The organism is Amycolatopsis pithecellobii (assembly GCF_009707865.1).
GTDB classification, from domain to species: Bacteria; Actinomycetota; Actinomycetes; order Mycobacteriales; family Pseudonocardiaceae; genus Amycolatopsis_E; species Amycolatopsis_E pithecellobii.
This window is the reverse complement of sequence record NZ_WMBA01000031.1, coordinates 53,142-69,933: the sequence shown is the minus strand read 5'-3', so window position 1 is coordinate 69,933 and position 16,792 is coordinate 53,142. Positions and strand designations below refer to the sequence as shown.

Genomic DNA, 16,792 nt, shown 5'->3' with positions numbered 1-16,792 from the left:
GCTGTCATCGCCGCGGAGGGCGGGCCTGGTGACGGCTGACGGTGGCGCCGCGGCGCCCGATCCCATAGACGGTGGCCGCGGTCGTGGACAGCACGGCCGTCCGTTCGTTCTCGGACAGCTCGCCGAGCAGGGCCGAATAGATTTTCCACGCTGGGCCGTACCCTCCGAAGTGGACGGTCATCGGCCAGTCTCCCCCGTACATCAGCCGGTCCTGGCCGAACAGCTCGAACGACGCCTCGACGGCGGGCCGCACGGCGGCCACGGTGAACGGTTCCCCGGGCAGCTGGAGCCCGGAGAGCTTGGCGACGGTGTTCGGCCGGGCGGCAACATCACGCATGGTGCTCCGCCAGCTCGCGAAGGCGTCAGGGGCCCGGGGCGGTTTGCCGAGATGGTCGACGATGATGGTGAGTTCCGGCAGCGCATCGGCGAGTTCGGCGGTCCGTGCGAGGTGGCGTGGCCACGCGTCGGGAACGTCGAAGGGCAGCCCGTGTTCGGCCACAAGCGACAGCGAGCGGCGCACGGTGGGCAGCTCGAGGAACTCGTCGCGCGGGTCGTCGTGTACGAGATGCCGCACGCCGCTTAACGCCGGATTCCCTTGCCACCGCTCGAGTTGACGCTGAGCAGTCGCCGGTTCATCGAGGCGGATCCAGCCGACCACCCCGGCGATCCAGTCGTGTGCGGCCGCCTGACCGAGCAGGAACCCGGTGTCCACTTCGGAATCCTCGGCCTGCACCAGGATCGCCGAGCCGATGCCCGCAGCGTCCAATTCGGACTTGGCCTCACCTGCGGTGAACGTGCGGCGCAACGGGCCTTCCGGCAGCCACGCGTAGTCACTCACCCGCAGATCCCACAGATGCAGGTGGGTGTCCGTCCGTGTCACCGGATCAACCCCTTGTCCCGCAGGACCGTCCACAACTCACCGGGCACGACGGCATGCAGGTGCGCGTGGTCCCGCCATACCTGACCCGGTGTCGTGGCGCCGACGACCACCGTGCGGACATCCTTGTGCCGCAACGGGAAGTGCAACGCGGCGGCCGGCAGTTCGACCCCGAACTCCGCGCAGACCGCGGAAATCTCGCGCGCCCGCACGAGCACTTCGGGCGGCACCGGCGCGTATTCGTAATGCGCCGACTCGGACGGTTCCGAAGTGGCCAGCACACCGGAGTTGAACACCCCGGCAGCCACGACCTCCATGGTTCCGGGCGGGAGGAAACTCTGGTCGAGCACGGTGTACCGCCCGGCGACCATGAGCAGGTCCAGCATTCCGGAGCGGGCACCGGCGGCGAGCGCCTCGGGTGACTTCGACCCGAGGCCGACCGCGGACACGACGCCCTCGTCCCGCAGCGCGGTCACCGCGGGCAGCCCTTCGGCCAGCGCCGGGCCCAGCTCGTACTCGTCCGGATCGTGCAGGTACACCACATCCACCGAGTCGAGCCCGAGCCTGGTGAGGGACTCATCGAGGCTGCGCCGCACACCGGTCGCGGAAAAATCCCACACCCGGCGGTATTTCGCGGGCACGGAGAAGTGGTTGGCGTCGTCCAGCCCGGTGCCGCCGGGGTCGGGTTCCAGCAGTCGTCCCACCTTGGTGGACACCATGAACTCCGCACGCGGCTTGGTGGCGAGGAATTCGCCGAGGCGGCGCTCGGAAAGGCCGAGACCGTAGTGCGGTGCGGTGTCGAAGTAGCGGATCCCGCTGTCCCAGGCGGCTTCCAGCACCGCGTGTGCCTGCTCGTCGTCCATCGGCGCGAACAGGTTGCCGAGGGTGGCCCCGCCGAGCCCGAGCCCGCCGGGCAGCACGCTACTGCGCCGTTCGTTACCAATCCGACGGCAGCCACGGCGGAAATGGGTGTCTACAGGCAGATCGGCTGCGGACCGTGTCCGCCTACTTTCGGACGGATCGGTAACCATGGCTGTACTCCACAATGGACTCCTGCCGCATCTCGGTGCCGGCGCCCGGGGCCTTCGGCGGGTAGTACCGCCCGCCGCGCACGTCGACCGGGGTCACGAAATGCTGGTGAAGATGGTCGATGAACTCGATCACGCGGTTCTCGACGCTGCCCGAAACCGCTATATAGTCGAACATCGACAGGTGCTGCACGGCTTCACACAATCCGGCCCCGCCCGCGTGCGGGCAGACCCGGACGCCGAATTTGGCCGCCAGCAACAGGATCGCGACGTTCTCGTTGACCCCGGCCACTCGCGTCGCGTCCAGTTGCAGCACCGACAGCGCCCCCGCCTGCAGGAACTGCTTGAACACGACACGGTTGGCGATGTGCTCGCCGGTGGCGACCGGGAGCGGCGCGACGGCCTTCGCGATCGCCGCATGCCCGAGCACGTCGTCCGGGCTGGTGGGCTCCTCGATCCAGGCCGGCTCGAACGGGCGCAGCGCGTCGAGCCAGGTGATCGCGTCGCCGACGTCCCAGCGCTGGTTGGCGTCGACGGCGATCCGGATGTCCGGCCCGCACACCTCGCGTGCGATACCCAGGCGCCGGATGTCGTCGCCGAGATCGTCGCCGATCTTGATTTTGATCTGGGTGAACCCGTCGGCGACCGCCTCACGGCAGAGCCGGGCGAGCTTGGCGTCGTCGTAGCCGAGCCAGCCGGGGGTGGTCGTGTACGCGGGATAGCCCTCGGCCAGCAACCGCGCCTCGCGCTCCTCGCGGCCCGGCTCGGCGGCCCGGAGGATGCCGAGCGCCTCGTCGCGGGTGAGGGCGTCGGTGAGGTACCGGAAGTCGACGAGATCGACGAGTTCCCCGGGCGGCAGCGACGCGAGCAGCTGCCACAGCGGTTTGCCCTCGCGCTTCGCGCGCAGATCCCACAACGCGTTGACGACCGCGCCGATGGCCATGTGCATGATCCCCTTCTCGGGGCCGAGCCAGCGCAGCTGCGAGTCGTGCACCAGCTCTCGCCACACGCCGCCGAGATCCGCGAGGGTCCCGGCGACATCGCGTCCGATGAGGTGGTCTCCGAGGGCACGCACGGCCGCGACCTGGACATCGTTGCCGCGGCCGATGGTGAAAACGAAGCCGTGCCCTTCGTGGCCGTCCGCGGCGTCGGTACGGATTCGCAGGTAGGCGACCGAATAATCGGGATCGGGGTTCATCGCGTCGGAGCCGTCGAGGGTCCGCGAGGTGGGAAACCGCACGTCGTTGGTCTGTACGGCGATGATCCGGGCCACAAACACACTCCCTCGTATGACCGTCGTCACACCGACGATAGACGCGAAGCGGGCCTGCGGCCATGGTGGGGCAGCAGCACCGCCAGGTCCGCGATGTCCTTTGTGGACATTCGCACGGCCGCCGCCGCACCGGTCACCGAGGAATCAGCCCGCGCCGGTACGCGACGGCCACGGCCTCCGCGCGGTCGCCGACGCCGAGCTTCGGGTAGATGTGCCGCAGCTGGGTCCTGATCGTCGTCTCGCTGACCAGCAGCCGCCGGGCCACCGCCTTGGTGCTCGCGCCCTCAGCGACCAGGCGCAGCACCTCCAGCTCACGGGCGTTGAGCATGCCGTCACCAGCCGGCCGGCTCATCGTGTCCGTGACCGGCGGCGCGGGCACGGCCTTCTCGGCATGGGCCGCCCGCACCGCACCCACCAGCTCGTCCCGCGGCGCGTCCTTGAGCAGGTAACCGGTGGCACCCGCGTCGATGGCGGGCAGCACTTCCCGGTCGGTGTCGTACGTGGTCAGGATGAGCACCCGGGCGGGATGACCGATTTCGCGCAACCGCAGGGTCGCGTCGACCCCGCTCATCCGCGGCATCCGCAGATCCATCAGCACGACGTCCACCTCGTGGTGTTCGGCGAGCCGGACCGCGTCCGCCCCGGTGCCCACCGACCCGACCACCTCGAATTCGTCGTCACGGCTGAACAACCCGCACAACCCGTCGCGGACGACCGGGTGATCGTCGACGATGAGCAGGCGGATCGGCGTCATCTCAGTGGTACCGCCGCGTTGACCGTGACGCCGTCACCCGGCTCCGATTCGATGGTCAGCACTCCCCCGACGCCCGCCAGCCGCTTGCGCATCCCGGCGAGGCCGTAGCCGTCGGTCGGCGCGCCCGGGTCGAACCCGTGCCCGTCGTCGTGCACATCGAGCAGCAGCGTGTCGTCGAGAAAGGTCAGCGTGATCATGACCTGCTCCGCCTGCGCGTGCTTGGCGACGTTGGCGAGCGCCTCCTGCGCCACCCGGAACAGCACGTCCTGAATGCCCGCCGCGGCCCGCAGCGGCCTGCCGGTGGTGCTCAGCTGCGCGGGGACGCCTGCCTGCTCGGTCCACTCCCTGGCCAGCGTCCCGATCTCGGCCGGCAGGTTCGCGCCTTCGAGTTGCTCCGGGCGCAGCGCCCGCACCGACCGCCGCGCCTCGGTGAGGCTGGCCCGCGCGAGCGACCGTGCCAGGTCCAGATGCCGGCGCAGCTGTTCCCGGTCGTCGCGGACATGGTCGGCCGCGGCGAGCTGGGCGATGATCCCGGTGAGGCCCTGCGCCAGGGTGTCGTGGACTTCGCCGGCGATCCGCTGCCGCTCCTCGACGATCCCCGCGTCACGCACCTGCGTGACCAGTTGCTCCTGCAGCCGGGTGTTCTCGGCGACGATGCGGCCGCGTTCGTCGTCGCGTGCCAGCGCATGGCTGGTGATGCCGGCGGAATGGAACATCAGCACCAGCACCACCGCCGCCACGAGCAGATAGGTGAGACCACGCCCGCTGAACGCGCTCGGATAGCCGCCGGAAATCGACGCCGACACAATCAGCGCGGTGGCCGCGAAACCGACAAGGCGCCACGGTTTCGCGAGCGGATAGGCAAACAAGAAACCCGTGTAGGCGAAAATCCCGAACGCCGGGTCGGTCCCCACCAGGATGGCCGCGAGCCCGGTGTGCACCGCGAGCGCACTCACCTGCCATGGCAGGTCCTGTTGTTTCCGCGTGCCGATCAGTAACGCCCACACCGCCGCGGCCACAACCAGCACCGCTTCGCCGACCGTGGGCCGATTTTCCGGTGTGACAAAGGAAACGGCCGTCGAAACGGCCAGCAGGGGCAACGGCGCGGTCCGGCGCAGGCGGTCGAGTCGCGCCTGCCACGGGTTCTCGACAACGGTCACCTTTCCGATTGTGACCCCGCGGCGAACAATTCGCGCCATTCTTCGCGCGATCCACCAATCGGAGGATGCGGTGCTTTTGCTCGGTGACCGTTTGCGTGCGTTTCCGGGAAAAAGGCTCCCCGACGGTTCAAACCAGCTCGTCCGCCGACACTGCCGGTAACGTCGAAGGTTCCGGTGCGCGGCGGGCACGGATCCCGGACAGGGCGATCAGCAGACCGAGCGCGGCGATTCCACTGACCACCGTCAGTGCGGGCCGCAGTCCGGTGAGCAGCGCGGCTGCGGACGCGTCCTGGCCGCCGTTCGCGGTCAGCACGGCCGTCGTGATGGCGAGCCCGATCGCGCCGCCGACCTGCAACGACGTGTTCAGCAAACCACCGGCCAGGCCCTGCTCGTCGTCGGCGATCCCGGCGGTCGCCTGGATGTTGAGCGCCGCGAATCCGAGCGTGAAGCCGATCCCCAGCAGGACCATGCTCGGGAACACCGAACCGAAGTACCCGGAGTGCTCGTCGACCCGCAGGAACAGCAGGTAGCCCGCGACATGCGCGACCACGCCCCCGAGAATCGCGCGCGACGTGCCGGCGCGCTCGATGAGCGGCTCGATCCGCGGGGAACTCACCGCCACGATCAGCGCCATCGGCAGGAACCCGAGCGCGGTCTGCAGCGCCGACCAGTGCAGCACCGACTGGAGGTAGAGCATCACGACGAACTGGAATCCGATGTACGGACCGAAGAACAACACCCCGCCCAGGTTCGCCCGCGCGAGCGGCCCCGAACGCAGGATGCCCAGGCGCAGCAAGGGATGCCGGCTGCGTTTCTCGATGATCACGAACGCCGCCAGCAACGCGGCCGCAGCGGCGAACGAGATCAGCGTGCGCGGCGCGCCCCAGCCGATCTGCGGCGCTTCGACGACCGCGAACACGAGCAGCAGCGCGCCGAGCGCACCTGTCACCGCGCCGGGCAGGTCGTAACCACCGGAGCGCTCCGCCTGGTAGGCGGGGATGAACCGGGAGCCGAAGGCGAGCGCGGCGAGTGCGATCGGCACCGGCAGCAGGAACGTCCAGCGCCAGCCGACTTCGGTCAGCAGGCCGGACAACACCAGCCCGGCCGAATACCCGCTCGCACCGAACACGGCGAAGATGCTGATCGCGCGGTTGCGCGCGGGGCCTTCCTTGAAGGTCGTGGTGATGATCGACAGCGCGGCCGGTGCGGTGAACGCCGCGGCCAGTCCCTTGACGAACCGGCTCGCGATCAGCAGGGCGCCGCTGTCGACGAGGCCGCCGAGCAGCGAGGCGAGCGCGAACACGCTCACCGCGACGAGGAAGACGCGACGCCGGCCGAGCAGATCGGCCGCGCGGCCGCCGAGCAGGAGCAGGCCGCCGTAGCCGAGGACGTAGCCGCTGACGACCCATTGCAGCGCGCTGGTGGACAGCCCCAGGTCGGTCCGGATGGACGGGAGCGCGACCCCGACCATCGACACGTCGAGCGCGTCGAGCCCGATGACGGTGGAAACGGTGAGCAGGACGCCCCACAGCCGGGCGTTCCAGCGGTTGGAGGTGGTGGACAGTGGTCCGGTTGGGCTCATGACGACGACACTACATGCGCACGCATCTAATGCGTGAGAATTTAATCCGTTTGCATAATATTTTCCCGCATGTTAAGATTCCCGTCGTGAGCGATGTCGCCGAACAACGTCTCGTGCGCCAGTGGCATGACCTGCTGGCCCTTCACGCGGCCGTGTCCGGCACGCTCGAAACCCGCCTGCAGGAAGAACACGGGCTCGGCGTCACCGAGTTCGAAGCTCTGGAAGCGCTGGCGCGCAACGAAACCGGGCAGTGCCGCGGCGCGGACCTGACGGAGGTCGTGCACCTGAGCCAGAGCGCGACGTCCCGGCTCGTCGCCCGGCTGGAGCGGGAAGGTCTGGCCGAGCGGTCGATGTGCGAGTCCGACCGGCGCGGCATTTTCGTCACCCTCACCGACGCCGGCCGGGAACGCTACCGGCAGGCCAAGCCGACCCATCGCGCGGTGCTGGCGCAGCTGCTGTCCCCGTCCGGAAAAGCCGTCGCCGTACGGTAGGCCGGCGCGAGTTGAGCGTTGGGAGCGCGCGAGTTGAGCGTTGCTTGCGACGGGAACGCGCAACTCGCGCAGCGGGAAAGGTCAACTCGCGCGGTGCTCCCTAGACGGTCCTGGCCTGTTCGAGCAGGGCCTCGGCGAGTGCGGCCGCTTCGGCGCCGCTCAGGGTCACCCATTCCGCGCCGCCGTCACCAAGGCCTGACGAGATCCGCACCGTGACCCAGCGCAACGGCACCGCCGGCAGCACCGTCCGCCCGATCGAGATCTCCCGACCACACCGGGTCTCGACAGTCCGGCGTTGACCGGAGCCGTTCATCTCCGCACCTCCGTGGCACTCTCCCCACCACGGGCTACAGCGCGGAACCCGGACGCGCTATTCCCGCCACCGTCCGAAGAGGACCACGGACGGTGGCGAGAGCTCAGACGTGCGCCTGCAGCATCGCCTCGGCGGTCAGCTCCACCGAACGAACCCGGTCGGCGATATCCACCGCGTGGTGCACGGTGATCAGCTCGTCGGCCTCGACGGAATCGGCAAAGTCCGTCAGGTATTCGCGCACTTCGTCCTGAGTGCCCGCGACGGAGTACTTCGTCATGCTCTTCAGCTGGCGCCCTCCCGGCGACTCGATGAAAGCGTCCACCTCTTCGTCGGTGTAGGTCCTGCCGCCGGCGCCGCGCTCGATGAACAACCTCGTCCGGAACCGGCCTGCGATCTTCTGCTGTACCAACGCGTCTTCGCGATTGTCGGCCGCGTACACGTTGACCCCCGCGATGACGTACGGCTCGGCGAGCTGGTCCGACGGCTGGAAATGCTGCCGGTAGACGGCCACCGCCTGGTGCAGCGCGTCCGGCGCGAAATGCGACGCAAAACCGTAGGGCAGGCCCAGCTGTGCGGCGAGCTGGGCGCCGAACAGCGACGAACCCAGGATGTACAGCGGCACCTCACCTTCAGGCCGGGGCACGGCCTGCACCCCCGAGACACGCGACCTGCCGCGCAGATACCCCTGCAGTTCCAGCACATCCTGCGGGAACGTGTCCGCCGACATCGCGTCGCGGCGCATGGCGTGCATCGTGGTCTGGTCCGTGCCGGGCGCGCGGCCGAGCCCGAGGTCGATCCGCTCCGGGAACAGCGAGCCCAGGGTGCCGAACTGCTCCGCGATCACCAGCGGCGAGTGGTTGGGCAGCATGATCCCGCCGGAACCGAGCCGGATGCTGTCGGTGTGCTCGGCGACATGCGCGATCACGATGCTGGTCGCGCTCGACGCGATCGTCGCCGCGTTGTGGTGCTCGGCGTACCAGACCCGGCGGTACCCGTTGCGCTCGGCGGCGCGGGCGAGCTCGACGCTGGCGGCGAAGGTCTCGCGCGCGGTCTGGCCCGGCGCGATCGGCGCCAGGTCGAGGATGGACAGGGCGACGGGCATGGTCAACGGCCTTTCTGTGTCGTCGCGCTCGCGTGCACGAGGACCTGGTTGAGATGTTCGGTGAACGCCCGGATGCGGTCCTCGTCGCGCCGGTAGTAGATCCACTGGCCGCGGCGCGTCGCCGTCAGGAATCCGGCCCGCTGCAGGACCGCAAGATGCGCCGACATCGTGGACGCCGACGTGCCGGCCTTCCGCTGGATCAGCCCGGCGCACACACCGAGTTCGACGACCTCCGGGCAGCCGAAGTTGGCGGCCGGGTCCTTGAGCCATTCGAGGATCCGCAGCCGGGTGTCGTTGGCCAGGGCCTTGCACTGGTCGAGCACGGGACCACCTTCGTTATTTCGCTAATTCCCGAACTTAGTCCTCTGGCGGGGTTCGCGGCATCGTGGCGCCGGTCACGGGCGGGACTAGAATCCGGTGTTCATGAGCGGTGACCTTGCGGCGACGCGCGCCTTCTTCGGTCCGCGGGCGGCCGGGTGGGAGGCCAAGTTCCCCGGCGACGGCCCGCGTTACCGGCAGGCGGTCGCCGAGCTGGCTCCCCCGGCAGGCGGGGCGGTCGCGGACGTCGCGTGCGGGACCGGTCGCGCCCTGCCGGAGCTGCGGGACGCGGTCGGCGCCGGTGGCGCGGTATTCGGGGTCGACGTGACCGCCGAGATGCTCGCCGAAGCCGCCGCGCGCGGCCGGGACAAGGTGGCCACCCTTGTCCTCGCCGACGCGATGCGGCTCCCGTTTCCCACCGGGCGCCTCGACGCGGTGTTCGCCGCCGGCCTGCTGGCCCATCTCGGCGACCCGCTCGCCGGGCTGGCCGAGCTCGCCCGGGTGTGCCGCCCCGGCGGGCGGCTCGCGGTGTTCCATCCCCTGGGCCGCGCGGCACTGGCCCGCAGGCACGGCCGCGAACTGTCCACAGAGGACATTCGTGCGGAGCCGAACATCCGTGCCGCACTGGCCGGAGCGGGCTGGCACTGCGATTCCGTCGACGACGGCGACGAACGCTACCTCGCGCTGGCGACGCGGGAGTAGCGTCGGTAGCAGGAGGTAACGATGCCGGTACAGCTGAACCACACGATCGTCGAAGCACGGGACAAGCACGAGACGGCGGCGTTTCTCACGGACATCCTCGGCCTGCCCAAAGCGGTGAGCTACGGCCCGTTCGCGGTCGTCCAGGTGACCAACGACGTCTCGCTCGACGTGGCCGACACCGACGGCCCCGTGCACCCCCAGCACTACGCGTTCCTGGTCGCCGAGGACGAGTTCGACCAGATCTTCGGCCGGATCACCGACCGCGGGCTGCCGTACTGGGCCGACCCGTACGAGCGCGAACCCGGCCGGATCAACCACCACGACGGCGGCCGCGGCGTCTACTGGAACGACCCCAACGGCCACCGCCTGGAGATCATCACCCGGCCCTACGGAAGCTGACCGCGCGTCACTCCGGCCTGGTTTCCTTGAGCCGGGCGGCTTCCCGGCGGACCTCCGCCTGCGTGGCGCGTTCCCGCTCCAGCCAGTCGGGCGCCTCGGCTTTCAGCGCGTCGATCTGCTCGGTGGTGAGCGCCTCGGTGATGCCGCCGCGGGCGAGGCCGCTGATCGAGATGCCGAGTTTCGCGGCGACGACCGGCCGGGGGTGCGGGCCGTTGCGGCGCAGTTCGCGCAGCCACTCGGGCGGGTCGGCCTGCAGGGCGTTCAGCTCGTCGCGCGAGACGACGCCCTCCCGGAACTGGGCGGGAGTGGCCTCGAGGTACACCCCGAGCTTCTTCGCCGCCGTCGCGGGCTTCATCGTCTGCGGGGTCTTGCGCGCCGTCATGGGCTCAAGGATAGGGGTCGCGATCACTGCCAGTAATCTTGGCCGTATGACGTCGTTCCGGCTCGCCTACGTCCCCGGCGTCACGCCCGCGAAATGGGTCCGGATCTGGGGCGAACGCATGCCGCGCGTCCCGCTCACCCTTGTCGCAGTGGCCGCCGCCGAAGCCGCTGACCTGGTACGCAGCCGTGACGTGGACGCGGTCCTGCTCCGGCTGCCCACGGACCGGTCCGGTCTGCACGCCATCCCGCTCTACACCGAGACCACCGTCGTCGTGGTCCCCAAGGACCATCTCGTCGCCGCGGCCGACGAGGTGAGCCCGGGCGATCTCGCCGACGACGTCGTGCTGCACCCGCTCGACGACACCCTCGGCTGGGAACAGCCGCCCGGCCTGCCCGCGATCCAGCGCCCCGCGACGACCGGGGACGCGATCGAACTGGTCGCGGCCGGGGCCGGCCTGCTCGTGGTGCCGCAGTCGCTCGCCCGGTTGCACCACCGCCGGGACCTCACCTATCGCCCGCTCTCGGACGTCCCGGAGTCCCGCGTCGCGTTGTCGTGGCCCGAGGACGAGACGACCGATGAGATGGAACAGTTCATCGGGATCGTCCGCGGGCGCACGGTCAACAGCACCCGCGGACGACCGGCACCGGCCCAGGCCAAAGCCCCCGTCAAGCGCAAGCCGGCCGCGAAGACCCCGCCCCGCCGGCGAGGAAACCCCCGCCGGCGGTGACACCCGGAGTCACCGGGCCAGTCCCCGTTCGACGGCGGCGATGATCTGTGGCCGCAGCTCTTCCGGCCGGATGATCGCGTCCACCGAGCCCACCTGCTGGGCCCGCTGGATCGAATGCACCCCGTCGAACTCGGCCGCGACCTCGCCCAGTTTCTCCGCCCGCACCGATGCCCGGACATCCGCCAGCCGGGCGACGAGCGCGGCCCGCTGCGCGCCCTCGGCCGGCGCGAGCTGAGCTTCCAGCTCCGTCACCCGCGGGTCACGAGCGGTCCGGCCGTTGACGTCGGCGGCGAACACGACCGCCGCGGCGGGCGCGCCGCCCAGCACCGAGGCGTACGAGCCATCCACGGCCAGCACCGTCATGCCCGGGTTGAGGGTCTTCGAGAACACCACGAACGCGCCGCCGTGATACCGCGAGATCACGCAGAACACGATGGGACCACGGAAGTTCACGATCGCGCGGCCGATCTCCGCGCCGTACTCCAGTTGCAGCTTGCGCAGCGACTCCGGCGACCCGTCGAACCCGGACAGGTTCGCCAGCACCACCAGCGGCCGGTTCCCGCTCGCCGCGTTGATCGCCCGCGCGACCTTCTTCGACGAGCGCGGGAACAGCGTGCCCGCGGTGTAGGCGTCCGGCCCGTCGGTGGGCAGGAACCCGCGCCGCGGCACCGATCGCGACTCGATGCCCACCAGGCACACCGGACGGCCACCGAGGTGCACGTCCTGCACGACCGCGGTGTCCGCGTCGGCCATGCCCGCCCACCGTTCCAGCACCGGATGGTCCTGATCGGACAGTGCCCGCATGACCGTCCTGATGTCGAACGGTTTCTTGCGGTCCGGGTTGGTCTCGCGGGAGAAGATCTGGCCCACCGTGGTGAAATCACTGCCCACCACCGCGTGCGGGAAGGCCGACACGTCGCGGTCCACCGGGTCGGTGGTGACCGCCCGGCGAGGACCCGTTTCGCCCGGCGCCACGTAACTGTGGTCGTAGTGCGAAAGCAGCACGCGGTGCGCGGCGCGCAGGTCCGGCGCCCAGTACTGGGCCTGGCCGTTGGGACCCATCACGCGGTCGTAGCCGCCGATGCCGAAGTTGTCCTCGGCCGACACGCCACCGGAGAAGTCCAGCGCCTCCTTGCCGGTCAGCACCATCGCCGAGTCCGGGGTCATCACGAGGATTCCCTTGGTGTGCATGAGCATCGTGGCCTCGGCGTTCCAGTACGGCTGGGCACCCACGTTGATCCCGGCCACCACGATGTTGATCTCACCGCCGTCCTGGGTGAACTCGACGATCCGCTTGAGTGCCGCGGCGATCCAGTCCATGTTCTCGGTGCCCGAGTCCATCGCGATCCGCGCGCCCGCCGACAGCGCGTACCACTCGAGGGGAACTCCCAGCCGCTGCGCCAGATCCAGCGCCGCGATGACCCGCGCGCATTCCGGTTCGGACAGTGCGCCGAGCGCCTTCGTCGGGTCGCCGAGCAGCACCACGCGCGTCATGCCCTCGGCGTAACGCTCGGTGGGCGTGGTCGCCACAGCCGCGACGATGGCCGCCTTGTTGAGCCCCTTCGGCCGGTCCACCGGCGCCAGCACGCCCTTGTCGTCGAGGTCGTACTCGGTGAACGCCCCGCCGGGGCCGGCGATCATGCCCGCCAGCTCGTACGGGTAGACCGTGCCGCGGCGCCGCGCCCGCAACACCTTCTGGCCGTAGTCGTCGAGCGGCTGAATGGGCTCGGCCGGCGGTTCGGTGGGTTCCAGCCGGACGCCGGTGGCGACGTCATAGGAGACGCGCACCGCGATCGGGCGCAGCTGCCGGGTTTCCGCGTCGCGGCGGCGGCCGAGGACGAGCACCTCCTCGACCCCGGCACCGGCCGTGGTGGGCACGACCCGCCGGGCGACCGCCTCCAGGTCCTCGAGGCTGAGGTCACTCGGCGGCCACACGTACAGCACGATCCGGTTGGTGTCCAAGCGTTTCTTCGCCGGGCGCTGTGCCTGGACCTTGCGGATCGCGTCGAGGCACGCGCCGAGCGCGCCCTCGACGGCGGGCAGCGCGAGGATCCGGCCCGCGTCGTCGCGCAGCGGGGTCAGGTCACGCACCTGTGCCATCGCGACCAGCCGCTCGTCGGCCGGGTTTTCCGGTGCGACACAACGGAACAGCGACACGTCCTCGTCGGCCGAGGGCAGCCGGGTGAGGTCGAACTGCCGCAACCGCCACAGCTGCAGGCTTTCCGCGATGAGCGGGTGCAGGCCGCGGATCAGCCTGTCCTCGCCGAGCCCTTCGGCCGAGGGCTGGAAGGTGAAGTGGTGGTGCGGCACGGCACCGGTGCTGCCGGCGACCGTGGTGGTGATCCGGCGCAGCCGCGTGGGCAGGGCGACGGCGGACAGCACCGTGTGCAACCGCCTCGCCATTTCTTCGGCGTCGGCAGGCTGACCGGCCCAGGTCAGGTAGACGTCGGCGACGGAATCCGTTGCGTCCGGCTCGGTTCCGACCAGTCGCGCCACGGTCGCCAGCGCCTCGGGCAGGTCATCGAAGTCCGCGACCGTGGACAGCAACCGCATCCGGCGGCCGTCGATCTCGAACCCGCCGGTGACGACCGGCCGCTCCCCCTCCGGCGCACACCGCACCCCGGACAGCCGGTACTCGCGGTAGTAACGCCGGCTGATGACTTCCAGCAGCGCGCCCGGATCTTCGCCGGGGCGGGTCATGCGCTGACCGAGCAACCGGACGAGCGGTTCGGGACTGGCGACCATCTCGGCAATCCGCTCGTCGCGGTCGGGCGCGTCCGGATGCTGGTCCAGATAACGCAGATGGCGGCGCACCCGGGTGTAGACCTCGGCGCGGTTGCGCCGCAGCAGGGGCTGGGCGGCCCAGCGGAACACCAGGCTGCGCGCGAGGTCCCCGATCGCGGGAAACCTCAGCTGCGTGGCCACGATCAGCCGCTCCAGCGCCTGCCCGACGGTCTGCCGCAGCGCCCCGCGCGGCGGCGCCTCCTCGAGCCACTGCCGCAGCACCGAGGTGATCACCGCGGCGTCCGCACCGGCCCGCCGCTGGGCGAGGAAGATCCGGAACACCGCCTCTTCCAGTGCGGGCGTGCGGTCCAGACCATCGACGCCGTAGTGCCCGAGCACCCGGGTCAGCCGGCCCTGGAAGGTTTCCGACAGCCCGGCCCGCTCGGCGTCGAGGCTTTGCAGGTAGGCGTGGAAGTGCTCGCGGGGGCTGTGCACCCGCGTGTGGACTTCGGTTTCCTCGCCGACCGGCTTGTTCTGGGACAGCTCCGACAGGTCGGCGAAGACCTCCAGCAGGCCGACCTCGGCGTCCAGCGGTCGCTGCGGCAACTCGGCGCGAGCCGCGAGGTAGTGCTTCACCGTACGCCCGCCGTCGCGCGGGTCGAGGTCGAACCCGAGCAGCATGCTGCGCAGATCCGCGAGGCCTTGCCGGACGCGCTGTTCCGCGCTGGGCACGGGTTCGGCGGGCAGGTCCAGCTCGACCGCCCCGGTGTCGGACGAGGTTTCGGCGGCGGTGTCGTCGAGCGGTTCCAGGCGCAGCAACGGCGCGCCGGTCCCGACCTGGCTGCCGACGGAGACCACGCATTCCCGCAGCAGCGCGCGGAACGGGGCCCGCAGCACGGTCTCCATCTTCATGCTCTCCAGCACCAGCAGCGGCGCGCCCGCCTCCACCTCGTCACCGGCCGCGACCGGCGTCGCGACCACCAGCGCGGGCGCCGGGGACCGCACCACACCACCCTCGTCGCGGCTGATCCGGTGCGTGACCCCGTCCACCTCGACCAGGTGGATCGGCCCGTGGGTGCCGGTGACCAGGCGGAACGGCTGCCCGTTGAGCCGGATCCGCCCGGTGTGCTCGTCGAACCGCTCCAGCTCGGCGTCGACGGTCCGCACGTCGTCCCCGGTGACGAACCCGACGCGGTAGCGGCCGGGTCCGGTTTCGGCGACGGTGACCCGGTAGCCGGCGCCGCGCAGCTTGAGGTCCACGGGGCGGCCGCTTTCGTGCTGCACCTGCGGCCGCCCGCCGTGCGCGGTGTCCAGCAGCCGCTGCAATTCGACCTGCTTCTCGTCCTGGTACGCCTCGATCGCCGCGGCGGCGAGCGCGACGCCGGAATGCTGGTGCGACACCAGGCGTCCCTCGGCGCGGACACGGTCGATCCAGCCGGTGTCGGCGCTTCCGTCGATCACCTCGGGCTCGCCGAGCAGGTCGAGCACGAAGCTCTTGTTCGTGGTGCCGCCCTCGATGAGGACGGTGGTCTCCCGCATCGCGCGCCGCAGCCGGGACAGGGCCTCGTCGCGGGTACGGCCGTAGGCGATGATCTTCGCGATCATCGAGTCGAAGTCGGCCGGGATCACGTCGCCCTCGCTGACCCCGGTGTCCACCCTGATCCCCGGGCCCGCCGGCAGATCCAGCAGCGCGATCCGGCCTGGGGCCGGTGCGAAGTCACGGTCGGGATCCTCGGCGTTCAACCGTGCCTCGATCGCGTGCCCGGTCTCGGTGGGCCGGGTGCCGGTGAGCCGCCCGCCCGATGCCACCTGCAGCTGCGCCTTGACCAGGTCCATCCCGGTGGTGGCCTCGGTGATCGGGTGCTCGACCTGCAGCCGCGTGTTGACCTCGAGGAAGGCGAACAGCTTGTCGGCCGGGTGGTACAGGAACTCCACGGTCGCCGCGCCGCGGTAGCCGACGGCGACCGCGAGGCGTTCCGCCGACGCCTTGAGCTCGGCCACCTGTTCCGGGCCCAGCACCGGCGAGGCCGACTCCTCGATGATCTTCTGGTTGCGCCGCTGCACGGAACAGTCGCGCACGCCCAGCGCCCACGCGGTGCCCTGACCGTCCGCGATCACCTGGACCTCGACATGCCGCGCCCCGGTGACCAGGCGCTCGAGGAACACCACCCCGCTGCCGAACGCGCGCTCGGCCTCCAGGCTGGTGCGCTCGTAGGCCTCGGTGAGCTCGTCGGGACCCGTAATGACGCGGATCCCGCGGCCACCACCGCCCGCGGTCGCCTTGAGCATCAACGGGTAGCCGATCCACTCGGCCGCGCGCAGCGCCGCGCCGAGATCTTCGACCGGGCCACGGCTCCACGGCGCGACCGGGACACCGACCTCCTCGGCGAGCAGCTTGGCGCCGATCTTGTCGCCCAGCTTGCGCATCGCATCCGGACCGGGGCCGATGAAGGTCACGCCGAGCTTCTCGCACAGTTGCGCGAACGCCGGGTCCTCGGCGACGAACCCCCAGCCGACCCACGCCGCGTCGGCGCCCGTCTCGGTCAGCGCACGCGCCAGCACCTCGAGATCGAGATACGGGCGCGCCGAGGCGGGCCCGAGGTCGTAGGTCAGGTCGGCCTCGCGGACGAAAGTGGCCGTGGCGTCGGCGTCGGTGTAGAGGGCGACCGTCTCGATCCGCGGCCCGCCCTCCGCATTGAGCTCACCGACGGCGTGGATGAGCCGCATCGCGGCCTCTCCCCGGTTGACGATCGCGACACGACTGAACACCGAACGAGCCTCACAAAAATCGACGACGGAACGTGGCAGCTTGGCCGCCGTCCAGCATTCCGCTTACCGGCCGGTATGTGCTCATCGGCCATGTTGCGTGCCGGACGGCGTTTTTTGTGGGAACCCTCCAAACGCCGAGCCTGACCTGGCACTCCCCCGGCGGCACCGGGGTCGCCCGCGGTGAGAGCCTG

Annotated in this window: 15 protein-coding genes; 4 read left to right on the top strand and 11 right to left on the bottom strand. The window is 70.5% G+C overall.

The features are described 5' to 3' along the window. Positions 1-4: 4 nt before the first annotated feature. The 6 genes from GKO32_RS20025 to GKO32_RS20000 all read right to left on the bottom strand — a co-directional run bounded on the left by GKO32_RS20025 (position 5) and on the right by GKO32_RS20000 (position 6,674). Positions 5-880 carry an amidohydrolase family protein gene (locus tag GKO32_RS20025; RefSeq protein WP_312868182.1) on the bottom strand — a complete coding sequence of 292 codons (876 nt, stop codon included), beginning with the start codon at positions 878-880 and terminating at the stop codon, positions 5-7. After that, on the bottom strand, positions 877-1,797 hold the full coding sequence (locus GKO32_RS20020; RefSeq protein WP_312868181.1) for an aldo/keto reductase: 921 nt from the start codon (positions 1,795-1,797) through the stop codon (positions 877-879). The genes GKO32_RS20025 and GKO32_RS20020 overlap by 4 nt, the downstream gene beginning before the upstream one ends. An 85-nt stretch (positions 1,798-1,882) precedes the next feature. Continuing rightward, positions 1,883-3,178, bottom strand: coding sequence for an enolase C-terminal domain-like protein (locus tag GKO32_RS20015; protein WP_312868180.1), 1,296 nt, complete (start codon positions 3,176-3,178; stop codon positions 1,883-1,885). Between the two features lie 133 nt (positions 3,179-3,311). Beyond that, on the bottom strand, positions 3,312-3,932 hold the full coding sequence (locus GKO32_RS20010) for a response regulator (protein WP_154758406.1): 621 nt from the start codon (positions 3,930-3,932) through the stop codon (positions 3,312-3,314). Further along, on the bottom strand, positions 3,929-5,092 hold the full coding sequence (locus tag GKO32_RS40200) for a sensor histidine kinase (RefSeq protein ID WP_166459658.1): 1,164 nt from the start codon (positions 5,090-5,092) through the stop codon (positions 3,929-3,931). Before GKO32_RS40200 ends, GKO32_RS20010 begins: the two co-directional genes overlap by 4 nt. 127 nt (positions 5,093-5,219) lie before the next feature. Next, the gene (locus GKO32_RS20000; protein ID WP_154758404.1) at positions 5,220-6,674 is read right to left on the bottom strand and encodes an MFS transporter; all 1,455 of its coding nucleotides are present in this window, start codon (positions 6,672-6,674) and stop codon (positions 5,220-5,222) included. Positions 6,675-6,760: 86 nt separating this feature from the next. Here GKO32_RS20000 and GKO32_RS19995 point away from each other — a divergent pair, with 86 nt between their 5' ends. Beyond that, positions 6,761-7,165: a MarR family winged helix-turn-helix transcriptional regulator gene (locus GKO32_RS19995; protein ID WP_312868179.1), complete on the top strand. Its 405-nt coding sequence runs from the start codon at positions 6,761-6,763 to the stop codon at positions 7,163-7,165. Between the two features lie 100 nt (positions 7,166-7,265). Here GKO32_RS19995 and GKO32_RS19990 read toward each other — a convergent pair whose 3' ends face one another. From GKO32_RS19990 to GKO32_RS19980, 3 genes are all read right to left on the bottom strand, one after another. Further along, positions 7,266-7,478, bottom strand: a complete 213-nt coding sequence (locus GKO32_RS19990; RefSeq protein ID WP_154758403.1) for a hypothetical protein — start codon at positions 7,476-7,478, stop codon at positions 7,266-7,268. A gap of 103 nt (positions 7,479-7,581) precedes the next feature. Next, positions 7,582-8,580, bottom strand: coding sequence for an LLM class flavin-dependent oxidoreductase (locus tag GKO32_RS19985; RefSeq protein ID WP_154758429.1), 999 nt, complete (start codon positions 8,578-8,580; stop codon positions 7,582-7,584). Positions 8,581-8,582: 2 nt separating this feature from the next. After that, complete coding sequence (locus GKO32_RS19980) at positions 8,583-8,903, bottom strand: ArsR/SmtB family transcription factor (protein WP_312868178.1); 321 nt, start codon at positions 8,901-8,903, stop codon at positions 8,583-8,585. A 100-nt stretch (positions 8,904-9,003) separates the two neighbouring features. On the opposite strand from GKO32_RS19980, the gene GKO32_RS19975 reads away from it, so the two are divergent. After that, positions 9,004-9,600 (top strand): class I SAM-dependent methyltransferase, encoded by a 597-nt coding sequence (locus GKO32_RS19975; protein ID WP_154758402.1) that lies wholly within the window; start codon positions 9,004-9,006, stop codon positions 9,598-9,600. A gap of 21 nt (positions 9,601-9,621) precedes the next feature. Beyond that, the gene (locus GKO32_RS19970; RefSeq protein ID WP_154758401.1) at positions 9,622-9,999 is read left to right on the top strand and encodes a VOC family protein; all 378 of its coding nucleotides are present in this window, start codon (positions 9,622-9,624) and stop codon (positions 9,997-9,999) included. Between the two features lie 7 nt (positions 10,000-10,006). Here GKO32_RS19970 and GKO32_RS19965 read toward each other — a convergent pair whose 3' ends face one another. Next, positions 10,007-10,381 carry a DUF5997 family protein gene (locus tag GKO32_RS19965; protein WP_154758400.1) on the bottom strand — a complete coding sequence of 125 codons (375 nt, stop codon included), beginning with the start codon at positions 10,379-10,381 and terminating at the stop codon, positions 10,007-10,009. A gap of 46 nt (positions 10,382-10,427) precedes the next feature. Here GKO32_RS19965 and GKO32_RS19960 point away from each other — a divergent pair, with 46 nt between their 5' ends. After that, on the top strand, positions 10,428-11,108 hold the full coding sequence (locus tag GKO32_RS19960; RefSeq protein ID WP_154758399.1) for a LysR substrate-binding domain-containing protein: 681 nt from the start codon (positions 10,428-10,430) through the stop codon (positions 11,106-11,108). A 9-nt stretch (positions 11,109-11,117) separates the two neighbouring features. On the opposite strand, the gene GKO32_RS19955 is transcribed toward GKO32_RS19960, so the two are convergent. Further along, entirely contained in the window at positions 11,118-16,601 is a 5,484-nt protein-coding gene (locus GKO32_RS19955; RefSeq protein WP_312868177.1) for an ATP-binding protein, read from the bottom strand. Positions 16,602-16,792 lie beyond the last annotated feature (191 nt).